Annotated in this window: 18 protein-coding genes; 4 read left to right on the plus strand and 14 right to left on the minus strand. The window is 67.8% G+C overall.

Going from position 1 to position 20,988, the window contains the following annotated elements; translation table 11 throughout:
- Positions 1–77: 77 nt before the first annotated feature.
- On the plus strand, positions 78–1,313 hold the full coding sequence (locus BR47_RS0117525; RefSeq protein ID WP_051634881.1) for an IS30 family transposase: 1,236 nt from the start codon (positions 78–80) through the stop codon (positions 1,311–1,313).
- Positions 1,314–1,367: 54 nt separating this feature from the next.
- Here the strand turns inward: BR47_RS0117525 and BR47_RS0117530 are convergent, their stop codons facing one another.
- Positions 1,368–3,017, minus strand: a complete 1,650-nt coding sequence (locus BR47_RS0117530; RefSeq protein WP_029120304.1) for an AMP-binding protein — start codon at positions 3,015–3,017, stop codon at positions 1,368–1,370.
- Positions 3,017–4,717: an AMP-binding protein gene (locus tag BR47_RS0117535; RefSeq protein WP_029120305.1), complete on the minus strand. Its 1,701-nt coding sequence runs from the start codon at positions 4,715–4,717 to the stop codon at positions 3,017–3,019. Before BR47_RS0117535 ends, BR47_RS0117530 begins: the two co-directional genes overlap by 1 nt.
- A 76-nt stretch (positions 4,718–4,793) precedes the next feature.
- Here BR47_RS0117535 and BR47_RS0117540 point away from each other — a divergent pair, with 76 nt between their 5' ends.
- Positions 4,794–5,633 carry a LuxR C-terminal-related transcriptional regulator gene (locus tag BR47_RS0117540; RefSeq protein WP_029120306.1) on the plus strand — a complete coding sequence of 280 codons (840 nt, stop codon included), beginning with the start codon at positions 4,794–4,796 and terminating at the stop codon, positions 5,631–5,633.
- 4 nt (positions 5,634–5,637) lie between these two features.
- Here the strand turns inward: BR47_RS0117540 and BR47_RS0117545 are convergent, their stop codons facing one another.
- The 5 genes from BR47_RS0117545 to BR47_RS0117565 are packed head-to-tail and all read right to left on the minus strand — an operon-like array spanning position 5,638 to position 11,571.
- Positions 5,638–7,455 (minus strand): ABC transporter ATP-binding protein, encoded by a 1,818-nt coding sequence (locus BR47_RS0117545; RefSeq protein ID WP_029120307.1) that lies wholly within the window; start codon positions 7,453–7,455, stop codon positions 5,638–5,640.
- Entirely contained in the window at positions 7,452–9,359 is a 1,908-nt protein-coding gene (locus tag BR47_RS0117550; RefSeq protein ID WP_231506733.1) for an ABC transporter ATP-binding protein, read from the minus strand. The genes BR47_RS0117545 and BR47_RS0117550 overlap by 4 nt, the downstream gene beginning before the upstream one ends.
- A gap of 59 nt (positions 9,360–9,418) precedes the next feature.
- On the minus strand, positions 9,419–9,979 hold the full coding sequence (locus BR47_RS0117555; protein WP_020098916.1) for a chromate transporter: 561 nt from the start codon (positions 9,977–9,979) through the stop codon (positions 9,419–9,421).
- Between the two features lie 10 nt (positions 9,980–9,989).
- Complete coding sequence (locus BR47_RS0117560) at positions 9,990–10,589, minus strand: chromate transporter (RefSeq protein WP_029120309.1); 600 nt, start codon at positions 10,587–10,589, stop codon at positions 9,990–9,992.
- Positions 10,582–11,571: a phospholipase D-like domain-containing protein gene (locus tag BR47_RS0117565; RefSeq protein ID WP_029120310.1), complete on the minus strand. Its 990-nt coding sequence runs from the start codon at positions 11,569–11,571 to the stop codon at positions 10,582–10,584. The genes BR47_RS0117560 and BR47_RS0117565 overlap by 8 nt, the downstream gene beginning before the upstream one ends.
- Before the next feature lie 73 nt (positions 11,572–11,644).
- Between BR47_RS0117565 and BR47_RS0117570 the strand changes: the two genes are divergently transcribed.
- Positions 11,645–12,355: a response regulator transcription factor gene (locus BR47_RS0117570; protein ID WP_029104649.1), complete on the plus strand. Its 711-nt coding sequence runs from the start codon at positions 11,645–11,647 to the stop codon at positions 12,353–12,355.
- A gap of 67 nt (positions 12,356–12,422) precedes the next feature.
- The gene (locus BR47_RS0117575; RefSeq protein ID WP_029120311.1) at positions 12,423–13,763 is read left to right on the plus strand and encodes a sensor histidine kinase; all 1,341 of its coding nucleotides are present in this window, start codon (positions 12,423–12,425) and stop codon (positions 13,761–13,763) included.
- Between the two features lie 164 nt (positions 13,764–13,927).
- On the opposite strand, the gene arfA is transcribed toward BR47_RS0117575, so the two are convergent.
- The 7 genes from arfA to pdxH all read right to left on the minus strand — a co-directional run bounded on the left by arfA (position 13,928) and on the right by pdxH (position 20,951).
- Complete coding sequence (arfA, locus tag BR47_RS0117580; protein WP_051634872.1) at positions 13,928–14,932, minus strand: channel-forming protein ArfA/OmpATb; 1,005 nt, start codon at positions 14,930–14,932, stop codon at positions 13,928–13,930.
- A 119-nt stretch (positions 14,933–15,051) separates the two neighbouring features.
- Entirely contained in the window at positions 15,052–15,417 is a 366-nt protein-coding gene (locus BR47_RS0117585) for an FKBP-type peptidyl-prolyl cis-trans isomerase (RefSeq protein ID WP_036427573.1), read from the minus strand.
- Positions 15,418–15,466: 49 nt separating this feature from the next.
- The gene (locus BR47_RS0117590) at positions 15,467–15,886 is read right to left on the minus strand and encodes a MarR family winged helix-turn-helix transcriptional regulator (protein WP_029104647.1); all 420 of its coding nucleotides are present in this window, start codon (positions 15,884–15,886) and stop codon (positions 15,467–15,469) included.
- On the minus strand, positions 15,876–17,330 hold the full coding sequence (locus tag BR47_RS0117595; protein ID WP_029120314.1) for an MFS transporter: 1,455 nt from the start codon (positions 17,328–17,330) through the stop codon (positions 15,876–15,878). Before BR47_RS0117595 ends, BR47_RS0117590 begins: the two co-directional genes overlap by 11 nt.
- Positions 17,331–17,594: 264 nt before the next feature.
- Positions 17,595–18,890: a citrate synthase gene (locus tag BR47_RS0117600; RefSeq protein WP_020098907.1), complete on the minus strand. Its 1,296-nt coding sequence runs from the start codon at positions 18,888–18,890 to the stop codon at positions 17,595–17,597.
- Positions 18,891–19,008: 118 nt separating this feature from the next.
- On the minus strand, positions 19,009–20,280 hold the full coding sequence (locus BR47_RS0117605; RefSeq protein ID WP_029104646.1) for an MFS transporter: 1,272 nt from the start codon (positions 20,278–20,280) through the stop codon (positions 19,009–19,011).
- The gene (pdxH, locus tag BR47_RS0117610; protein ID WP_036427574.1) at positions 20,277–20,951 is read right to left on the minus strand and encodes a pyridoxamine 5'-phosphate oxidase; all 675 of its coding nucleotides are present in this window, start codon (positions 20,949–20,951) and stop codon (positions 20,277–20,279) included. The genes BR47_RS0117605 and pdxH overlap by 4 nt, the downstream gene beginning before the upstream one ends.
- Between the last annotated feature and the right edge of the window lie 37 nt (positions 20,952–20,988).

The raw sequence follows: 20,988 nt of genomic DNA on the forward strand, positions 1-20,988 counted from the left end.
GGCGTATTCAAGGGATCGATGCAACACCCGTCTGATTGAGGAGTGTTGTGGGTTCCAATCTGGTGTTGCGGGCACGGATGCGGACGTTTTGGGTTCTTGTCCGGCAGGGGTTTAGTCCGGGGGATGCCGGGCTAGCCGTCGGTGTGTCAGAGGGCTGCGGGCAGCGATGGTTCCGTGACGCTGGTGGGGTGAAACCTTGTGATTACCAGCCTCATTCGTCGGGCCCTCGGCGGCGGCTGGCGTTAGAAGAACGCATCGAGATCCAGGTCGGTGTGCGTACCGGAGAGTCGTTGCGGTCGATCGCGCGGCGTCTGGGGCGGGCACCCTCGACGATCAAGCGTGAGGTCGACAACAACTGCGAGCTGCGTAACCGCTATGAGGGGCGCAAGTCGGGGTATCGGCGTAAACATGCGTTCGGGGCCCGCCAAGGCGGCCGCAGTGCCACTGTGCACTACCGGGCTCTGAGTGCGCACGATCGCAGCGCCGAGAGCGCCCGGCGTCCCAAGGCGGGCCGGTTGGCCCTCGATGACAGGCTCCGTAACGAGGTGCAGACTCGGTTGAAGCTGCGGCACAGCCCGCAGCAGATCGCTCGCCGGCTGCGCGAGGATTTCCCCGACGATCCGGAGATGTGGGTGTCACACGAGGCCATCTACCAGGCCATTTACGTGCAAGGACGGGGCTCGCTGCGCCGCGAGCTGCACCAGTGTTTGCGCACCGGGCGGGCAGTTCGCCGCTCCCAGAATGTTTCTGGGGAACGGCGCGGCCGTATCCGGGACATGGTCATGATCAGCGACCGTCCCGCCGCCTTCTCCGACCGCGCGGTGCCGGGGAGCTGGGAGGGTGATCTGATCATTGGCAGCACCGTTTCGGGGTCGGCGATCGGCACCCTGGTCGAGCGCAGCACTCGCTTCGTGATGCTGCTGCACCTGCCCGATAATCACGGCGCACTCGCGGTGCAGGAGGCCATTGTGGCCAAAATGGCTGAACTGCCCGAGCATCTGCGCCGCGCGTTGACCTGGGATCAGGGCAAAGAGATGGCCAACCATGCCACGATCGCCAAGGCCACCGGCCTAAGAATCTACTTCTGCGATCCGCATTCACCGTGGCAGCGTGGCACCAACGAGAACACTAACGGCTTACTGCGCCAGTATTTTCCGAAAGGCACCGACCTGTCGCTGCACGGCCCGGGCATCTTGGACAACGTCGCCGCCGAACTCAACGGCCGACCCCGCGCAACCCTGAACTGGAGAACACCCGCCGAAGCCCTCGACGAACTACTGTTGAATCCGCCAACTGTTGCATCGATCCCTTGAATACGCCGTCGGGAACAGGGCCTGGCTGCACGTTCGCGGCTGGAGAACCTCGCGCTAAGGCTGCTCGAGACCGAAGATGCGGATGCTCTCGGCGCGCATGTCGACCTTGCGGACCTTGCCGGTGATGGTCATCGGGAACTCATCGACGATGTGCACGTAGCGCGGAATCTTGAAGTGCGCCAGCCGATCCGCGGTGAACTCCCGGATGGCGGCGGCGTCCAGCGGCGCCGCACCGGGCCGCATCCGCAGCCATGCGCAGATCTCCTCGCCATAGCGGGCGTCGGGCACGCCGATCACCTGCGCGTCCTCGATGTCCGGGTGGGTGTACAAGAACTCCTCGATCTCGCGCGGGTACACGTTCTCGCCGCCGCGGATCACCATGTCCTTGATGCGTCCGACAATGGCGCAGTAGCCGTCGGCCCGCATCACCGCGAGATCGCCGGTGTGCATCCAGCCCTCGGAATCGATTGGCCCTCGGTTGTATTCGCTCCTCGCGTGCGCAGTGGCCTTCCCGTCACCCTTCCAGTAGCCCAGCATCACCGAGTAGCCGCGGGTGCAGAACTCCCCCGGCTCGCCGCGCTCGACCGTCTCGCCGGTTTCCGGGTTGACGACCTTGACCTCCAGGTGCGGGTGCGCCCGCCCGATGGTCGCGGTCCGTCGGTCCAGGTCGTCATCGATCAACGTCTGGCACGACACCGGCGAGGTCTCCGTCATGCCGTACGCGATGGCCACCTCGGCCATGTGCATGTCCGAGACGCAGTGCTTCATCACCTCGACGGGACATACCGAGCCGGCCATGATGCCGGTGCGCAGGCTCGACAGGTCCCGCCCGGCGAACGACGGATGGTTCTGCATCGCGATGAACATTGTCGGCACGCCGTAGACGCCGGCACACTGCTCGGCCTCGATGGCATCGAGCGTTGCGGCCGGGTCGAAGCCGGGGGCCGGGATCACCACGGCCGCACCATGACTCATGCAGCCGAGCACACCCATCACCATGCCGAAGCAGTGATAGAACGGCACCGGGACACACAACCGCTCCCCCGCCCGCAGGTTGATACCTTCGGTCGTGAAGTAGCCGTTGTTCAGGATGTTGCGGTGCGACAGCGTCGCACCTTTCGGGAATCCGGTTGTGCCCGAAGTGTATTGGATGTTGATCGGGTCGGTGTTGGACAGCGCGGCATGCCGGGCCGCCAAGGCGTCGGCACCGACCGTCGCGCTGTCGGCACGCAACCGATCCCAGTCCGCGCCGTCCAGGAAGACGACGTCACCCAGGCCCGGGACCTGCGGCCGCACCTCGTCGATCATCGCCGCGTAGTCCGACGTCTTGAACGACGTCGCCGAGATCAGCAGACGCATCCCGGATTGGTTGAGCGCGTAGGCAAGTTCGTGCACCCGGTACGCCGGATTCACGTTGACCAGGATGGCGCCGATCTTGGCCGTCGCGAGCTGCGTCACGATCCACTGCGCACAGTTCGGCGACCAGATGCCGACGCGGTCGCCCTTCTCGATGCCGCGGGCCATCAGGCCGCGGGCGATCAAGTCGACCTCGGCGTTGAGTTCGGCATACGCGTACCGCAGTCCCTGCCCGCGGTCGACCAACGCGAGAGTGTCCGGATGGGCCGCGACGGTGCGCTCGAAGTTGGCCCCGATGGTCTCTTCGAGGATCGGGGTGTCGGTGGGGCCCGCGTCGTAGCTCAGCATCAGTTCACCAGATCCTCGTAGCGGTATTCCGATGCGATCGGGGTGCCGGCCGCATGCGCTTGATCTTCGCGCTTGCGCAGGTCAACGCGCCGGATCTTGCCGGAAATCGTCTTGGGCAGATCGAAGAACTCCACCCGCCGAACCTTGAGGTACGGCGCCAGGTGGTCACGGGCGAATTCCATGATCGACCGCGCGGTGTCCGCATCGGCACTCCAGCCGGCAGCCAGGCAGACGTACGCCTTCGGCACGGCGAGCCGGGTGTCGTCGGGCTGCGGCACCACCGCGGCTTCCACCACCGCGGGATGCTCGATGAGCACGCTCTCCAGCTCGAACGGCGACACCTTGTAATCCGACGACTTGAACACGTCATCGGTGCGGCCGATATACGTGATGTAGCCGTCACTGTCGCGGGAGGCCACGTCACCGGTGTGGTAGTAACCGCCGGCCATGACGGCCGCATTGCGTTGCGGGTCACCGAGATAACCCGTCATCAGGTTGAGCGGCCGCGCGCCCAGCTCCAGGCAGATCTCGCCCTCGTCGGCCGGCTCGCCGGTCAGCGGATCGACCAACACCACGGGCACACCCGGCATCGGCCGGCCCATCGATCCGGCCTTGACCGGCTGCCCCGGAGTGTTGCCCACCAGCAGGGTGGTCTCGGTCTGGCCGAAGCCGTCCCGGATGGTCAGGCCCCAGGCGTCCTGCACCTTGGCGATGACGTCGGGGTTCAGCGGCTCGCCGGCGCCCAGAATCTCGCGCAGCCCTTCGGGTTTGGTGCCGAGGTCGGCCTGGATCAGCATCCGCCACACCGTCGGTGGTGCGCAGAAGGTGTTGACGCCGGCGCGGCGCAGTTGCCCCATGAGCGCGGCGGCGTCGAAGCGGCTGTAGTTGTAGACGAATATCGTCGCCTCGGCGATCCACGGCGCGAAGACACAACTCCAGGCGTGCTTGGCCCAGCCCGGTGAGCTGATCGCCAGGTGGACGTCGCCGGGCGTCACCCCGATCCAGGCCATCGTGGACAGGTGACCGACGGGATACGAAATCTGCGAATGCTCAACGAGTTTGGGCTTGCTTGTGGTGCCCGAGGTGAAGTAGACCAGCAGCGGGTCGTCGACGTCGGTGACGGCGCGGAACGGCCCCGCCGAAACCGCTTGATACGCATCGGCATACCGGTGCCAGCCGGGCACCGCATCCCCGACGACGATGCCGACGTACTGCCCGTCGACGGACGCGAACTTGTCCGCGTCCGCGGCATTGGTCACCACGAAGCCCGCCCCGCCGCGGGTGATCCGGTCGGCCAGATCGGCCGGGCCCAGGGCCCCGGTCGTCGGCATCACCACCGCGCCGAGCTTGGCCACCGCCAGCATCGACTCCCACAACTCGACCTGGTTGCCCAGCATGACGATGACGCGGTCGCCCTGGCCCACGCCCAGCGCCTGCAGCCACGTCGCGACCCGGTCGGACCGGTCGGCCATCTCCGCGAAGGTGTAGCGCTGCTCGTCGCCGCCTTCTTCGGTGATCCAGAGCGCCGTCTGCCCGGCCCGCTCGGGGCTGCAGGCGATGACGTCGAACCAGTCGGTGGCCCAGTTGAAGGTGCCGGTCAGCCGCGGCCAGCTGAACGAATCGACGGCCTGCGAGTAGTCACCGATCGACGCCACGAGCCGGTCCCGGGCCGCTCGGTACTGCTCGGTGTTGGTCGTGATCACAGCCTCTGTCGCCATGAACGTAGGATCTACGTCACACCCATCCGCCCGCTACCCCCGAAAGAGGGTACTGACCGTGACGACCGGCCCGTCCCTGCTGCGCCCGCGCGATACCGACGCGGTCCGCGCCGAGCTGCGGCGTCTCGGTTCAGAGGGCGCGGTGCCGGTGATGTTCGGCGGCGAGGTGCACGACGACGCGCTGCTGATCACGGAGTTCTACGGCACGCGCGGCGGTGGTCTCCGGGGGTTGACGGTGCGCTCGACGTGCGGACTCGGCGGTGCCAGCATGGTCTCGGGCCAGCCGCTCGCGGTAGCCGACTACCGGCACGCGCCGTCCATCACGCACGACTACGACATGCCGGTGCTCTCCGAGGGCATCCGGTCGGTGCTGGCGGTGCCGGTCGTCGTCGATGGCCGGGCCCGGGCGGTGCTCTACGGCGCCTACCGGTCCAGTGCACCGTTCGGCGGCCGGGCCGTCGACCTGATCATGGCGTCGGCGCAGCGCCTGTCGGACGAGCTGACGATTCGCGACGAAGTGGACCGCCGGCTGCGGCTGCAGCAGGCCCCGGCCGCCGACACGGCGGTGAACACCGAACACATCCGCCAGGTGCACGCCGAACTGCGACGGCTGGCGGCCGGGGGCGCGCCCGTCGAACCGAACGATCTCGGCGGTCTCGCCGACCGGCTGGCCGAGGCGCTGGCCGGTGGGCCCGCAATGGCCGGTCCGCTGAGCCCGCGCGAACTCGACGTGCTGGCGCAGATTGCGCTGGGGTGCACCAATACCGAAGCTGCCCAACGGCTTTCCCTGAAGCCGGAGACCGTCAAGAGCTATCTGCGCAGTGCTGCCACGAAACTCGGCACCCACAGCCGGCACGAGGCGGTGTCGAAGGCGCGGCAGCTGCGGCTGATTCCCTGACCGGTCAGGCCAGCGAGTCGATCCACGCGCGGTGCAGCGCCGCGTAGCGTCCGTTCTGGGCGACCAGATCGTCGGGCGCACCGTCCTCGACGATGCGGCCGCCGTCGAGAACCAGGACCCGGTCCGCGGACTGCACGGTGGAGAGCCGGTGCGCGATGACGAGCGCGGTCCGCCCGGCCAGCACGGTCGCCAGCGCGCGCTGCACCAGGCGCTCGGTCGGAATGTCCAGCGACGACGTCGCCTCGTCGAGAATCAGCACCTTGGGGTCCGCCAGGAACGCGCGGGCGAACGCGACCAACTGGCGTTGGCCCGCTGACAGCCGTCCGCCCCGATTGGCGACGTCGGTGTCGTAACCGTCCGGCAGATTGTCGATGAACCGGTCCGCGCCAACGGCTTCCGCGGCCGCGCGGATCTCGGCGTCGGTGGCGTCGGGGCGCCCGAACCGGATGTTGTCGGCGACGGTGCCGGCGAACATGAAGTTCTCCTGCGTCACCATCACGACGTGTCGGCGCAGCTCGGCCTGGGCGATCGACCGCAGGTCGATGCCGTCGAGGGTGGCCGTGCCGGTCACCGGATCGTAGAAGCGCGCGATGAGCTTGGCGATGGTCGTCTTGCCCGCGCCGGTGGCCCCGACGAGGGCGACCGTCTGCCCCGCGGGCACCGTCAGATCCAGTTCGGGCAGCACCGGACGTTCCGGGCTGTAGCCGAAGCTGACGCCCCGAAAAGCGATGTCGCCCTTGACCGCCGTGAGCGCGACGGGGTCAGTGGGGTCCATGATCCCCGGCTGCTGCCCGAGCACCCCGGCCAGCTTCTCCAGCGCCGACGCCGCCGACTGGAAGGTGTTGAAGAACTGCGAAATCTCCTGCATCGGTTCGAAGAACATGCGCAGGTACAGCAGGAAGGCCGTCAGCGTGCCGATCGTCATGCGGCCGTGCAGCACCAGGTAGCCGCCGTACAGCAGTACCACCGACGTGGTGACGTTGCCGATGAGTTTGACCGCGGGCATAAACACCGCGAGCAGGGTCATGGTGCGTTCGTTGATGACGCGGTAGTCGTCGACGACGTCGTCGAAGATCTCCTGGTTGCGGGGCTCGCGCCGATAGGCCTGCACCGCTTTGATGCCCGTCATGGTTTCGACGAACTGGACGATCACCAGGGCCGCGCGTTCGCGGACGGTGCGGTACGTCTTCGATGATTCGCGCCGGAACCAGGCGACCAGCAGCACCAGGAGCGGGAAGGCGCCCAGGCACATCAGCCCGAGCCGCACGTCGAGCGTGACGAGCAGTACCGCGGTGCCGCCCAGGGTGAGCACCGCGGTGATGAGGCTGTCGAAACCCGTCGACAGCATGGTCTGAATGGCTTCGATGTCGTTGGTGGACCGGCTCACCACGCGGCCCGAGGTGTAGCGGTCGTGGAAGGCGACGTCGAGGCGCTGGAACTGCCGGTACACCCGGCGGCGCAGCTCCAGGAGCACCTTCTGGCCGATGCGGCCCGACCTGTTGAGGAAGAACAGTCGGAAGGTGGCCTGCAGCACCACGACGCCGCACAGGGCCGCGACGATCTGCAGCAGTTCACGGGCCGGCCCGCCCTGCAGGATCGGCGGGATGCCGTGGTCGATGCCGCGCTGCACGAGCAGCGGAACCGACAGGCGCGCACCGTTTTCCACCACGACGACCAGCGCCAGCAGCAGGACCGCGAACCGGTACGGCTTGAGCAACGAACCCAACAGGGACCGCGCCTCGCGACGCCGCGAGACGTTCTCGTCGATGGGCAGGTCCTCGGCAGCCTCGACGGTCTGGCCGCGCCAGCTCTCGGTGCTCATCGCCTCCGCACCTCTTCGGACTCATCGGTCTGCTCCAGATACAGCTGCTCGAGCCGCTCGCGTTCGGCGTCCTGTTCCCAATCACAGCTGCGCTCGCAGCCGTCGTCGAGCTCGTCGTCGGCGGACAGCAGGTAGCGGTATTCGGGCGCCCGCTCGAGCAGTTCGGCATGGGTGCCGATGCGCGTGATGGTGCCGTCCTGCAACAGCGCGACCCGGTCGGCCAGCAGCACGGTGGACGCGCGGTGCGCCACCACGATGCCCGTCACCGCCGTCAGCACCCGCCGCAGCGCGACGGTGACCTCCGCTTCGGTGTGCATGTCCAGGGCCGACAACGTGTCGTCGAGCACCAGCAACGACGGCGCGGCGAGGATGGCGCGGGCCAGCGAAAGACGTTGCCGCTGACCGCCGGACAGGCTCATGCCCTGCTCGCCGATGCGGGTGTCGAGACCGAACGGCAGGTCGTAGACGAACTGGGCGGCGGCGATGTCGATCGCCGCGCGAATCTCGTCGTCGGCGGCCGGGTTGTCGGCGCCGCGGCCGAGGGTGAGGTTCTCGACGACCGACATCGAGAACAGTGTCGGGTCCTCGAAGGCGGTGGCCACGGCCGTCCGCAGGGCGGGCAGCGACAGCTCGCGGATGTCTCGTCCGTCGAGCAGGATCGCGCCCTCGGTGACGTCGTACAGTCGTGAGAACAGCGCGGCGAGAACCGATTTGCCGGAGCCGGTGGCGCCGACGAGCGCCAGCGTCTGCCCCGGCTCGACCGTCACCGACACGTGGCGCAGCGCCCAGTCGTCGGGTTCGGCGTCGGGGAAACGGAAGCCGACGTCACGCAGCTCCAGATGCCCACCGCGCGGCACGCTGTCGACCGGTCCGTCGCTGATATCCACTGGCGCGTCGAAGATCTCGGCGACCCGATTGGCGGCCGTCATGGACTCCTGCATCATCGACAGCAGGAAGCCCAATGACGCGATGGGCCAGACCAGCGACAGCATCATGGTGATGAACGCAACCAGCGTGCCCATGGTGACCTGACCGTGGCCGGCCGCGTACGCACCGAACCCGAGCACGAAGATCAGCGTCAGGTTGGGGATGACCTCGAGCAGCGTCCAGAAGCGCGCCGACACCGCCACCTTGCCGACCTCGGCGTCGTACAGGGCCGTCGCCCGCTCGTCGAACCGCTGGTAGACGTAGTCCTCGCGGCCGAACGACTTGATCACCCGCAAGCCCAGGGCCGACTCCTCGACATGTGTTGCGACATGGCCGGATTGGTCCTGCGCCTGCCGCGACAGCACGGTGAACTGCCGCTCGAACCTGAAGATCGTGACGGACACCGGCAGCACCGACGCCAGCACCACCACGCCCAGCGGCCAGTACATGGTCAGCAGGATGCCGGTCACCACGATGATCTGAATCGTGTTGAGCACCAAGAACAGCAGGCCGAAGCCGAGAAATTGGCGAATGGTGCCAAGGTCGTTCATCACCCGCGACAGCAATTGCCCGGACTGCCACTGCCGGTGGAACGACATGGGCAGGATCTGCAGCCGCGCGTAGAGCTCCTTGCGGATGTCTGCCTCGACGCCCATGGTCGCGCGGGCCCCGAGCCAGCGCCGGATGAACCACAGCACCGCCTCGACGAGCCCCAGCGCGAGCGCGGCCGAACCGAGCACCCACAGGCCCGGCTGGTCCTGGTGCCGCACCGGGCCGTCGATCACGGCCTTGGTCACCAGCGGGATGGACACCGTCACGCCCAGACCGGCGAACGCGGTGAGCAGCATGGCGGCCCAGCGGCCGCGGTACGGCCGCAGATACGGCAGCAGGCGCAGCAGGTCCGCCGACGCACGCCGACGCTGCGGCACCGGAGCGATCGCCGGAGCCGACTGCAGGGGCTGGGCTACATCAGACACAACAACTTCAATGCTCGCACGTGCCACCGACAAACCCGGTGCGCGGCGGCACGACCAGGTCAGATGAAACCCAGGTACCCGACGAAGCCGGCGGCAGCGACCACGATCAGCGGATTGAGCTTGGTGCGCATGAAGATCACGGTGCACACCGCGGTGACGGTGTAGGCGCGCCAGTCATGGTCAGCGGCACGGCTCATGACCAGCGATGCCGCCAGGATGAGGCCGACCGTGAGCGGGGCGAAACCCTTCTCGACCGCGCGGCGCAGTTTGGAGCGTTCGGCCTTCTGCCAGATCAACGTGATGATGTAGACGAAACCGGCGGCCGGCACCACCATCGCGACCATCGAGACGACACCGCCGATGATCGCGCCGGGAATCCCGCCCTCTTTCAGGCCGGCGCCGTAGCCGACCATCGAGACGATCAGGATGCTCGGGCCCGGCGCGGTCTGCGAGATGGAGAACAGGTCGGCGAACTGGTTGTCGGTCAGCCAGTGCCTGCCGTTGACGGCGTTGATGTGCATTTCCGGCAGCACGACGTTGCCGCCGCCGATGGACAGCAGCGACAGCATCCCGAACAGCCCGATGAGCTGGATGTAGGTGGAAAGCGCCGCGGTACTCATCGTGGGGTGCTCATGCCGCTGCGGCGCGGTCCCGCGGCCCTGGCCCGTTGCCGCGCTCGCGCGGCCATGCCCACAGCAGGCTCAGCGGCGCCAGGATCGCGAGCGTCCCCAGCAGCGGGAACCGCAGCACGCCGTTGAGCACGAAGGCGCCTGCGAACAGCAGGACCGGCACCACGCCCGTCAGGCACTTCTGGCCCGTCTTGAGCACCATCGTCAGGGTCAGGGCGACCGCGGCCGCCGATGCACCGTGCAGCACGCCCTTGACGGCGGGCACTTCCTTGAACCGGAAGTAGACGAACGACAACGCCAGCACGATGACCAATGGCATGGCGCACAAGCCGAACACCGCGGCGGCGGCACCGGGGAAGCCACGCATCTTGGTGCCGGCGAACACCGCCATGTTGACCTGGTTGGCGCCGGGCAGGATGCGGCACATCGTTGTGGCCGAGAGGAACTCGGCGTCCCCGAGCCAGCCTTTCTCCACCACCAGCACCTCGCGCGACCAGGCCGACAGCCCGCCGCCGAACGACGCCAGCGCGATGTGGTTGAACGTCAGGACCAACTCGAACAACGAAACCCGTTGGGCCGTCGAGTCGATCTGCTCACTCATGGACCAGCTCGGGGTCGTGCGGGAAGTCGTCTTCGTGATGCTGCGACGAGTCCAGCGGATCCGGCGGCTCGTAGTGGTGCGAGGTCTCCCAGTCGGCGTCGAACACCTGCGACAGCTGCGCGACGGCGTCCGGGTCCTTGACCATCACGCCCAGTTCGCGGCGCAGGTCGAAGGCGCTGCGGTCGATGTTCATCGAGCCGACGAGCGCTTCGTGGTCGTCGACGATGACCAGCTTGGCGTGCACGCGCAGGTTCTTCTGCTTGCGCACCTTCGCGCCGAACCGGCGCAGGGTGCGCAGCGAGGCGAACGTGTCGAGGATGTCCCAGTCGCTGATGCCGTGCTTGCCACCGCACAGCACATGGACGTTGACGCCGCGGCCCACCGCGGCCGCGATGTGGTCGAGGATGACGGCGTCGACGTACTTGGGGTGCTGGATGCGCAGCCGGTGTTCGGCGGTGTCGATGAATTTCGCCATGTGGTACCGCGAATTCGAGTTGCTCCACAGCAGCCCGTGATACTGCGACGGCTCCCAATCGGTGTGGGACCAGTCGGCGTCGAACACCTCGACAATCTGCGCGACGTGGTCCGGCTCGGTGGTGATGAAGCCGTAGTCACGCGTGAGGGTGAAGTACTTCTCGCACAGGTTGAACGTGGCCACGAGCGCCGCCGCCCCGTCGACGACGATCGACTTCTCGTGCGTCACGTAGAACGTCGGGTTGGACCACTGGACGTTGACGCCGGCATCCGAGAACTGTTCGAACGTCTCGTCATTGGCGCGGTCGCCGCCCGAGCGGGCCGGGTTCAGCATGACGCGCACGTCGACACCCGCCTGGTGGCGCTCGATGACCGCCGCCACGAGCGACGGTTCGGTGAACGTGAATTGCTTGATGAGCAACGACTTCTGCGCCGATGCGATGAAATCCCGCACCGGCTGCACGCCATCATCGGGTTGGACGATGACTCGCGGCGACACAGGCCCCATAAGCGCCGGATGCTAGCACCGAATAGCGGCTGCCAGACGTGCCTCCGTCAATAACAGTGGGCCATCGGGCAAGATGAGGCATATGGATAGCGGAAGCGCCTCCCCCCGCCTGCTCGTAGTCGACGACGACCCGGACGTGCTGGCCTCATTGGAGCGTGGCCTGCGGCTGTCCGGCTTCGAGGTGTCGACCGCCGTCGACGGCGCCGAGGCCCTGCGCAGTGCCACCGAATTCCGGCCGGATGCCATCATTCTGGACATCAACATGCCGGTGCTCGACGGCGTCAGCGTCGTCACCGCGCTGCGCGCCATGGACAACGACGTACCGGTGTGTGTGCTGTCGGCCCGCAGCTCGGTCGACGACCGGGTCGCGGGGCTGGAAGCCGGCGCCGACGACTACCTGGTCAAGCCGTTCGTGCTGGCAGAGCTGGTCGCGCGCGTCAAGGCGCTGCTGCGCCGCCGCGGCGCGACGGCGACGTTCTCGTCGGAGACCATCTCGGTCGGGCCGCTCGAGGTCGACATCCCGGGCCGGCGGGCCCGCGTCAACGGCGCCGACGTCGACCTGACCAAGCGCGAGTTCGACCTGCTGGCCGTGCTGGCCGAGCACAAGACCGCCGTGCTGTCCCGCGCCCAGCTGCTGGAGCTGGTGTGGGGCTATGACTTCGCCGCCGACACCAACGTCGTCGACGTGTTCATCGGCTACCTGCGCCGCAAGCTGGAGGCCAACGGTGCGCCGCGACTGTTGCACACGGTCCGCGGTGTGGGGTTCGTGCTCAGGCAGCAGTGATGAGCGCCTGCGCGAAGAACAGAGTGCCTTGATGAGCGCCTGCGCGAAGAACCGGCAGCAGTAGCCCGTGAACATCCTGGCGCGCGTCTTCCGTCGCACTCCGTCGCTGCAGTCGCGCGTCGCGTTCGCCACCGGTATCGCCGCGGCCATCGTGGTCGGGATCGTCGGCACCATCGTGTGGATCGGCATCACCAACGACCGCAAGGAACGCCTGGACCGCCGCCTCGACGAGGCCGCCGGCTTCGCGATCCCGTTCCTGCCGCGCGGGCTCGACGAGATTCCGCGGCCACCGCACGACGAGAACGTCGTCATCACGGCACGCCGGAACGGCCAGGTCAGCTCGAACTCGAATGTCGTGCTGCCCGAGCTACCGGTCGGCTACGCCGACACCGACGTCAACGGCATCCGCTACCGGGTGCGCACGGTGCAGATCCACATGCCGGACCCGATGCTGGTGGCGGTCGGCGCCACGTATGACGCCACGATCGTCGACACCAACAATCTGCATCGCCGGGTGATCGCGTTGTGCGCGTTCGCTATTGGTGCGGCCGCCGTCGCGGGCTGGGCGCTGGCCGCGTTCGCGGTACGTCCGCTCAAACGGCTGGCGCAGCAGACGCGCGACATCGATCCGGAAGGCGACGCCCCGCACATCGACGTCCGCGGCGCCACCGAGGCCGTCGAGATCGCCGACGCGGTCAAGGGTCTGGTGGACCGCGTGTGGGAAGAGAAGGGCCGGACCAAGGCCGCGCTGGCGTCGGCCCGTGACTTCGCGGCGGTGTCGGCGCACGAGCTGCGCACCCCGCTCACCGCGATGCGCACCAACGTCGAAATCCTCAGCACGCTCGACCTTCCCGACGAGCAGCGCAAGGAAGTGCTGGGCGACGTCGTGCGCACGCAGTCGCGCATCGAGACCACGCTGTGGGCGCTGGAGCGGCTGGCACAGGGCGAGCTGTCCACCGTCGATGACCATGTGCCCGTGGACATCACCGAACTCCTGGACCGCGCCGCGCACGATGCCATGCGCGTGTACCCCGACCTGGAGGTGTCGCTGGTGCCGGCGCCGACCATCATCATCGTGGGACTGCCTGCCGGACTGCGGCTTTCGGTCGACAACGCGATCGCCAACGCCGTCAAGCACGGCGGTGCGTCGAAAGTTCAGCTGTCGGCGGTCACTTCGCGCGCCGGGGTCGAGATCGCCGTCGACGACGACGGCTGCGGCGTACCCGAAGAGGAGCGCCTGAGGGTCTTCGGACGGTTCAATCGCGGTTCCACCGCGTCGCACTCGGGCTCCGGGCTGGGCCTGGCGCTGGTGGCCCAGCAGGCCGAATTGCACGGCGGCACCGCGACATTGGAGACCAGTCCGCTCGGCGGGACGCGGCTGCTGCTGCGACTGCCCGGGCATCACTGAGGACTTCCACATTGACCCTGTATCCAGGGCGCATTTGTTCGAGTGCGGTGCGCCGTCAGTTCAGGGTCAACCGTCCTCGGCTCTGAAGTCGAGTTGACCCTGCATCCTGGGTGCAGATGTGCGAGTAGGGCTCAGCGAGGACGCACACTCAACCGCCGGCCCGCTCAGCCGACGGTGATCTCGACCCGCCGGTTCTTCGCGCGGCCTTCTTCGGTGCCGTTGTCGGCGATGGGGTTGGCGGAGCCGGCCCCGCGGGCCGTCATGTTCGCCGCCAGCACACCGTTCGAAACCAGCGCGGCGGCAACGGCTTTGGCCCGGGTGTCGCTGAGCTTCAGGTTGACGGCGTCACTGCCCTGGTTGTCGGTGTAGCCGATCACGGTGACCGCACCGTTCGGGCAGCCGGCCCGGATCTTGTCGGCGACCTGCCCCAGCAGCCGGCGGGACTCCCCCGTCATCTGCGAGCCGCCGGTGACGAAACTGATCGGGGTGCGCAGCAGTTCGGTGACCTCGGCCTGCACCTTCGCACAGCGGCCGCCGGCCGGTGACGGAGCGGGCGCGGGTGCAGGCGCGGGAGCCGACGAGGGCGCCTGCGCAGGCGGCGCCACCGGACCACCTGGCGCCGGAATCTGAATGTTGTTGGCCAGCTTCGCCCCGGGGAACGACAGCGCCGCGGCGCTCTGCACCTCACCGGCGACGTCGAGGTTGGGCGCCGTCCCCATCAGCGTGATGGTGGCGCCGTCGATGGACAGCCCGAAGTCGGTGATGGCATCGGCGGCGGACAGGACGTTGCCGATGGCCGCCATGTCCGGGGTCCCGGCACCGTCGACGACGGTGGTCTTGTCGTCGAGGCTGGCGTTGAGCCACTGCGCCTTCACCGCGGCGGCCAGTTCGGACTTCGACCGGGTGTTGGCGAGGCTGCCCGTCAGCGTGATGGTGTTGCCGTCGCGGGCCAGCGCGAACGGCGCGGAGGTGAGCTCGGGCTGTGCCGATGTCGGTACCGCCGAGGCCGCGATGGAACTCGGGGCCCGGTGTTCGTCCGAGGTGCCGAACACCACCCAGCCGACGGCGGCGACGACGGCCACCACGACCGCCAGCACCGCCACCCTGCCGCGCGTGCCGAGGCGACGAACGCTGCCGGACGGCTCGATGACGTCAGCTGTGTCCGGCATCGCGACAACCCTCCCTGAAACAAGATCGAGCCTAGAGCCCGGCAGCTGTGGAGACGGCGCGTTGCCGCCATGACACGCCACAACCGCCGGGCTCTAAGCCCGACAGAAAGTCGATCAGGTCAGCGGACGCCGACGAGGTCGATGACGAAGATCAGCGTCTTGCCGGACAGGCGGTGCCCGCCACCGGCGGGACCGTAGGCCTGTGCGGGCGGGATGGTCAGCTTGCGCCGGCCGCCCACGCGCATCCCGGGGATGCCGTCCTGCCAGCCCTGGATCAGGCCGCGCAGGGGGAATTCGATGGTCTCGCCGCGGTTCCAGGAGCTGTCGAACTCCTCACCGGTGTCGTACTCGACGCCCACGTAGTGGACCGTGACGTTGCCGCCGGGCACCGCCTCGGCACCGTCGCCGACGATGACGTCCTCGATCACCAGCGTGTCAGGTGCCGGGCCGTCCGGGAATTCGATCTCAGGTTTGGTGTTTGCCACGGGACCACCGTAGTCGGGCACCTGCCGCGGGTGGACGGGAACCGCACCCCTAGTGGCGGCGCAGCCGGCTCAGCAGGTCGCGGAGTGTGGTGAGCTCGTCGGCGTCCAGCGTGGCGAACACCGGCGGGGCCGGGTCATCGATCTGGCCGATGCCGCGCAGCACCGCGCCCCCGGCGTCCGTCAGTGACACCAGTTTGCAGCGCCGGTTCTCCGGATCCGGTTGGCGCACAACCAGTCCGCGTTCTTCGAGGTCGTTGATCGCGACGGTGGTGGCCGGCGCGTCCATGCCGGTCGCGGCGGCGATCTCTTTGGCCGTCATGGCCTTGGCATCCAGCCGGCGCAGAATCCGGGCCCGACTGAAGGGCAATCCGGTCTGCTCGACCACCGCACGTTTCCAGCTGTCGCGGTTCTCGACCACGACGGCGGCCATGGTCTGCCAGACCTCGTCGGCCAGCGGATCAGTGGACACCGGCCGGCTCCGGCTCACGCGATCCCTCGATCAGTGGCGCCAGCCGCTCCGCGGAGCGCAGTGCACGCGGCGAGGTCGAGGCGAAGCCGAGGACGGCGACCGCGACGCCGATCGCGACGCACATCCACCACAGCGGCCGGGCCTGCGTCGCGAAGTCGACGCCGCTGCCGGCCAGGGCCGAGCCGGCGATAGAACCGCACAGTGCCACACCGATACTCACGCCCACCTGGCGGCTGGTAGACGTCACCGCCGCCGCGGCGCCGGCGCGCTCCACCGGCATGCCGCTCACGGCGGCGTTGGTCACTGGCGCATTCATCATCGCGAACCCTATGCCGTACACCGCGAAAATGACGACCACTCGCCACATGGGCGTCGTCGCGGTCAGCGTCGTCAGCATGAGGGCGGCCGAGGCCATCAGGACACCGGCGACCATCAGTGACGGCCGGGCACCGTAGCGGCCGACGATCCGTCCGGACAACGGTGAAAAGACCAGGGCACCAATGGCGATGGGCAGATAGATGATGCCGGTGTGCATCGCCGAGTAGTGCCGCTCGTTCTGCAGGTAGAACGACATCATGAACAGGAACGCGCCCCAGCCGGTCAGTGCCAACACAGCCGTCACGGTGGCGCCGGCGAACGGGATGCTGCGGAAGAAGCGCAGATCGATGAACGGGTCGTGGCGCCGGCGCTCGTAGCGCAGGAAGCCGACGAGGGCGACGGCCGCCAGCACCGCGATGGCCACGGTGCGGGGGTGGCTCCAGCCCATCCCCGGCCCCTCGATGAGGGTGAAGACCAGGCTGAACAGGAACACCACCGCGAGCCCCTGGCCGATCGGGTCGACGTCGCGCATGGTGCCCGACTTGTTCTCGGGGACGAAGATCGCGGTCAGCACGATGGCGGCCAGACAGATCGGCAGGTTGATCCAGAACACCGACCGCCAGCCGACGGCGTGGATCAGCAGGCCACCGACGGTCGGGCCCAGCGCCATCGAGATACCGACGACCGCGCCCCAGAAACCGAGTGCCCGGGCCCGCTCCACCCGACCGGTGAAGACCTGCGAAATGATCGACAGGGCAACAGGATTGAGCATCGAGCCGCCGATGCCCTGAACCAGGCGGGCGGCGATCAACGCGTCCGCGGTCGGCGCGAGGCTGCACAGCAGGGAACCGAACGCGAAGATCGTCAGGCCGATCTGGAATACCCGCCGACGGCCGAACCGGTCACCGGCGGCGCCCGAGAGCATCAGCAGCGACGCCAGCACCAGCGTGTAGACGTCGACGACCCACTGCATCTCGGCGGCGCTCGCGCCGAGGTCGCGGCGGATCGACGGGATGGCGACGTTCACGATGGTGGAGTCCATCGACACGATCAGCAGACTCAGGCAGCAGGAGATCAGGATGATCGTCTTGCGCCGTGAGGTGAGCGCGTCGATAGTTGTATTCACACAACCATTGTGAAACTACAACCGTTGCTGAGGCAACGGAGTTTCGGCGTGACATTGGCGACACGGGCAGGACGCGCGCGCTCGGCGCCCGCGAGCGGCCTCGAATGGAACGCAAAAGGCGGCATGTTGCCGTACAAACACGGCCGCTCGCGGGAAAAGAAAACGCGGCAAGCTCGGGGGAAAAGAGAACGCGGCAAGCTCGCGGGAAATGGGAAAAGAGAAAGCCCCTCACGCACAGTGCGCAAGGGGCCGTCTCGGTGAAACTCAGTGGTTGGGGTAATCCCGCTCGGTGTAGCCGGTGTAGATCTGGCGCGGACGGCCGATCTTGGTGCTCGGGTCGGCGCTCATCTCGCGCCAGTGCGCGATCCAGCCCGGCAGGCGGCCGAGGGCGAACAGCACCGTGAACATGCGGGTCGGGAAGCCCATGGCCCGGTAGATCACGCCGGTGTAGTAGTCGACGTTCGGGTACAGCTTGCGCTCGACGAAGAAGTCGTCGGTGAGGGCGATCTCCTCCAGCGACTTGGCGATGTCCAGCAGCTCGTCGTCGCCGCCCAGCTTGCCGAGGATCTTGTCGGCCTGCTCCTTGACGATGCGCGCCCGCGGGTCGTAGTTCTTGTAGACCCGGTGGCCGAAGCCCATGAGCTTCACGCCGTCTTCGCGGTTCTTGACCTTCTTGACGAAGTCGCGGACATCGCTGTGCTCGGTGCGGATCTTCTCCAGCATCTCCAGCACGGCCTGGTTGGCGCCGCCGTGCAGCGGGCCCCACAGCGCGTTGATGCCGCCGGAGATCGAGGTGAACAGGTTGGCCTGCGACGAGCCGACCAGACGCACCGTCGACGTCGAGCAGTTCTGCTCGTGGTCGGCGTGCAGGATGAACAGCATGTCCAGGGCGCGGACCAGCTCCGGGTCCACCTGGTACGGCTCGGCCGGCAGGCCGAACGTCATGCGCAGGAAGTTCTCGACCAGGTTCAGCGAGTTGTCCGGGTACAGGAACGGCTGACCGACCGACTTCTTGTAGGCGTAGGCCGCGATGGTGGGCAGCTTGGCCAGCAGGCGGATGGTCGACAGCTCGACCTGCTCGGGATCCTTCGGATCGAGCGAGTCCTGGTAGTAGGCGCTCAGCGCGTTGGCCGCCGACGACAGCACCGGCATCGGGTGCGCGTTGCGCGGGAAGCCGTCGAAGAACCGCTTGAGGTCCTCGTGCAGCAGGGTGTGCCGCTGAATCTTGGTGGTGAACGCCTCGAGTTCGGCGGCCGTCGGCAGCTCCCCGTAGATCAGCAGGTAGCTGACCTCGATGAAGTTCGACTTCTCGGCGAGCTGCTCGATCGGGTACCCGCGGTAGCGCAGGATGCCGGCGTCACCGTCGATGTAGGTGATGGCGCTCTTGGTGGCCGAGGTATTGACGAAACCACCGTCGTACGTGGTGTAACCAGTCTTGGCCAGCAGCGAGCCGAGCTCGATGCCGTCCGATCCCTCGGTGGCGCGCACGATCTTGAGATCGACCTCGCCCCCGGGATACCGGAGGTTGGCTACGTCGTCAGAGCTGGAGGTGTCGGCCACTTGAACCCCTTTTGCGGTGTCGACTTGCAGTGTCGGCAGGTGAAACGTCCGGGACTAGACGGTAGTCGTTAAGAGAACTATGTGCTTGCTCGGGTCGCCATAACCCCGCTGTCAAGCATCAGTTGCGAGCCACCCGATAGCGCACGAACGCGGGTACCACCAGGACCGAGACGACGACGCCGACCACCACCAGGACGCCACCGCCCGTCGCGGCCACCGTGGTCCCCACCACCGCGGCCGCCGCGCCGTGCGCCGCGTCAGCAATCCGCGGACCGCCCGCGACCACCACGGTGAACACGCCTTGCAAACGGCCCCGCAGCTCGTCGGATGCGGCTTCCTGCAGGATCGTGCTCCGGAACACCGCCGAGACCATGTCGGCGGCGCCGCCGACAGCCAAGAGCACCAGGGCGATCCAGAGGAATCCGTCGGGCCGGCCGGTGGCGTGGCCAACCGCCAGCCCGAAACCGGCCATGGCCGCGCCCCACACGACAATCGAGACCACGACCGCCAGACCCTGTCTGCGAACCCGGGGCAGCCATCCCGAGAACACCCCGCCCGCGACCGCGCCGACGGCCATCGCCGCCGACAACAGCGCCATCGCCGTCCCGCCCGCGACCGGCCCGCCGAAGTTCTCGTGGGCCATCTGCGGGAACAGCGCCCGCGGCATGCCGAGGATCATCGCGATGAGGTCGACCACGAAAGACATGAGGACGACGCGGTTGCCCGACAGGTAGCGGAAACCGTCCAGCACGGCCGCGAAGCCCCAGCGTGAGGTGTCGTCGTCGGGCGAGTGCTCGGGTGGCATCGGGGTGAGCCGGAACGTGGCCCAGATCGGCGCGATCGTGGTGAGGGCGTCGATGAAATACAGCGTCGACAGATCCACCCACCGCAGCAGGACGCCGGCCAGCAGTGGGCCGATGATCGCGCCGGCCTGGAACACCGTCATGTTGAGCGAGTTGGCGGCAGGCAACTGCTCGGCCGGCAGCATCCGTGGGATGGCAGCCGAGCGGGTCGGTGAGTTGATCGCGTAGAACGCCTGCTGCACCGACAGCAGACACAGCACCAGCCAGACGTTGTTCAGCCCGGCGGCGGCCTGCACCCACAGCAGCACCGACGCGACCGCCAGCCCGCACGACGCGATGATCAGCAGCCGCCGACGGTCCATCGCGTCGGCCCAGGCGCCGCCCCACAGGCCGAACACGATGAGCGGCACCACGCTGAACACGCCCGCCAGCCCGACGTACGCCGAGTTCTGCGTCAGCGCGTACAGCTGGACGGGCACCGCGAAGATCGTCAGGTTGGCGCCGATCACCGTGACGACGCTGGACCCCCACAGGCGGCGGTAGTCGGGGTTGCGCAGCGGTGTGGTGTCGGCGATCAGACCTCTCAGGGCTGGAGCCGTTCGATGCGGTCGCCGGTGATGCGAATCCTGTTGTGTACCCGGTTCTCTCGGCCCTGCCAGAACTCGATCACTTCCGGGGCGATGAGGTAGCCGCCCCAGTTCGGCGGCACCGGCACGTCCGGCACGTCGGCGAATCGCTCGGTCACGTCACGCAACTGTTCCAGCAGCGCCGCCCGCGAGGCAATCGATTTTGACTGGTGTGACGCCCACGCCCCCAGCTGCGAACCACGCGGCCGCTTCGACCAGTACTCGGCGGTGTGCGCCGCGTCGACCTTCGTCACCGGACCACGGATGTGGATCTGACGGCCCAGCAGGTACCAGGGGAACGTCGCCGACGCGTAGGGCACCGCCGCCAGCTGGTCGCCCTTGTCGGAGTCGTAGTTGGTGTAGAAGGAGATGCCCGTCTCCTCGATCGACTTGCACAGCACCGACCGGGTGACGGGGTGGCCCTGCGCATCGACGGTGCCCAGCACCATCGCGTTGGGTTCGGAGACCCCGGCCTGCACGGCGTCGGCCATCCAGTCGCGGAACAACGCCAACCAGCCCCGGTCCAGCCAGTCGGCGTCGAGGTCGACGCTGCCGTCCTTCTCTGTCGACCCGTATTCGACCCGCATCCGGGCCAGATGATCCGCCGACTGCTCCACGTGATCGGATGCCATGATCGGCGACGGTACGCCCATGCGGTGACACAATGCA

The organism is Mycobacterium sp. UNC410CL29Cvi84, from assembly GCF_000686745.1.
GTDB classification, from domain to species: Bacteria; Actinomycetota; Actinomycetes; order Mycobacteriales; family Mycobacteriaceae; genus Mycobacterium; species Mycobacterium mucogenicum_B.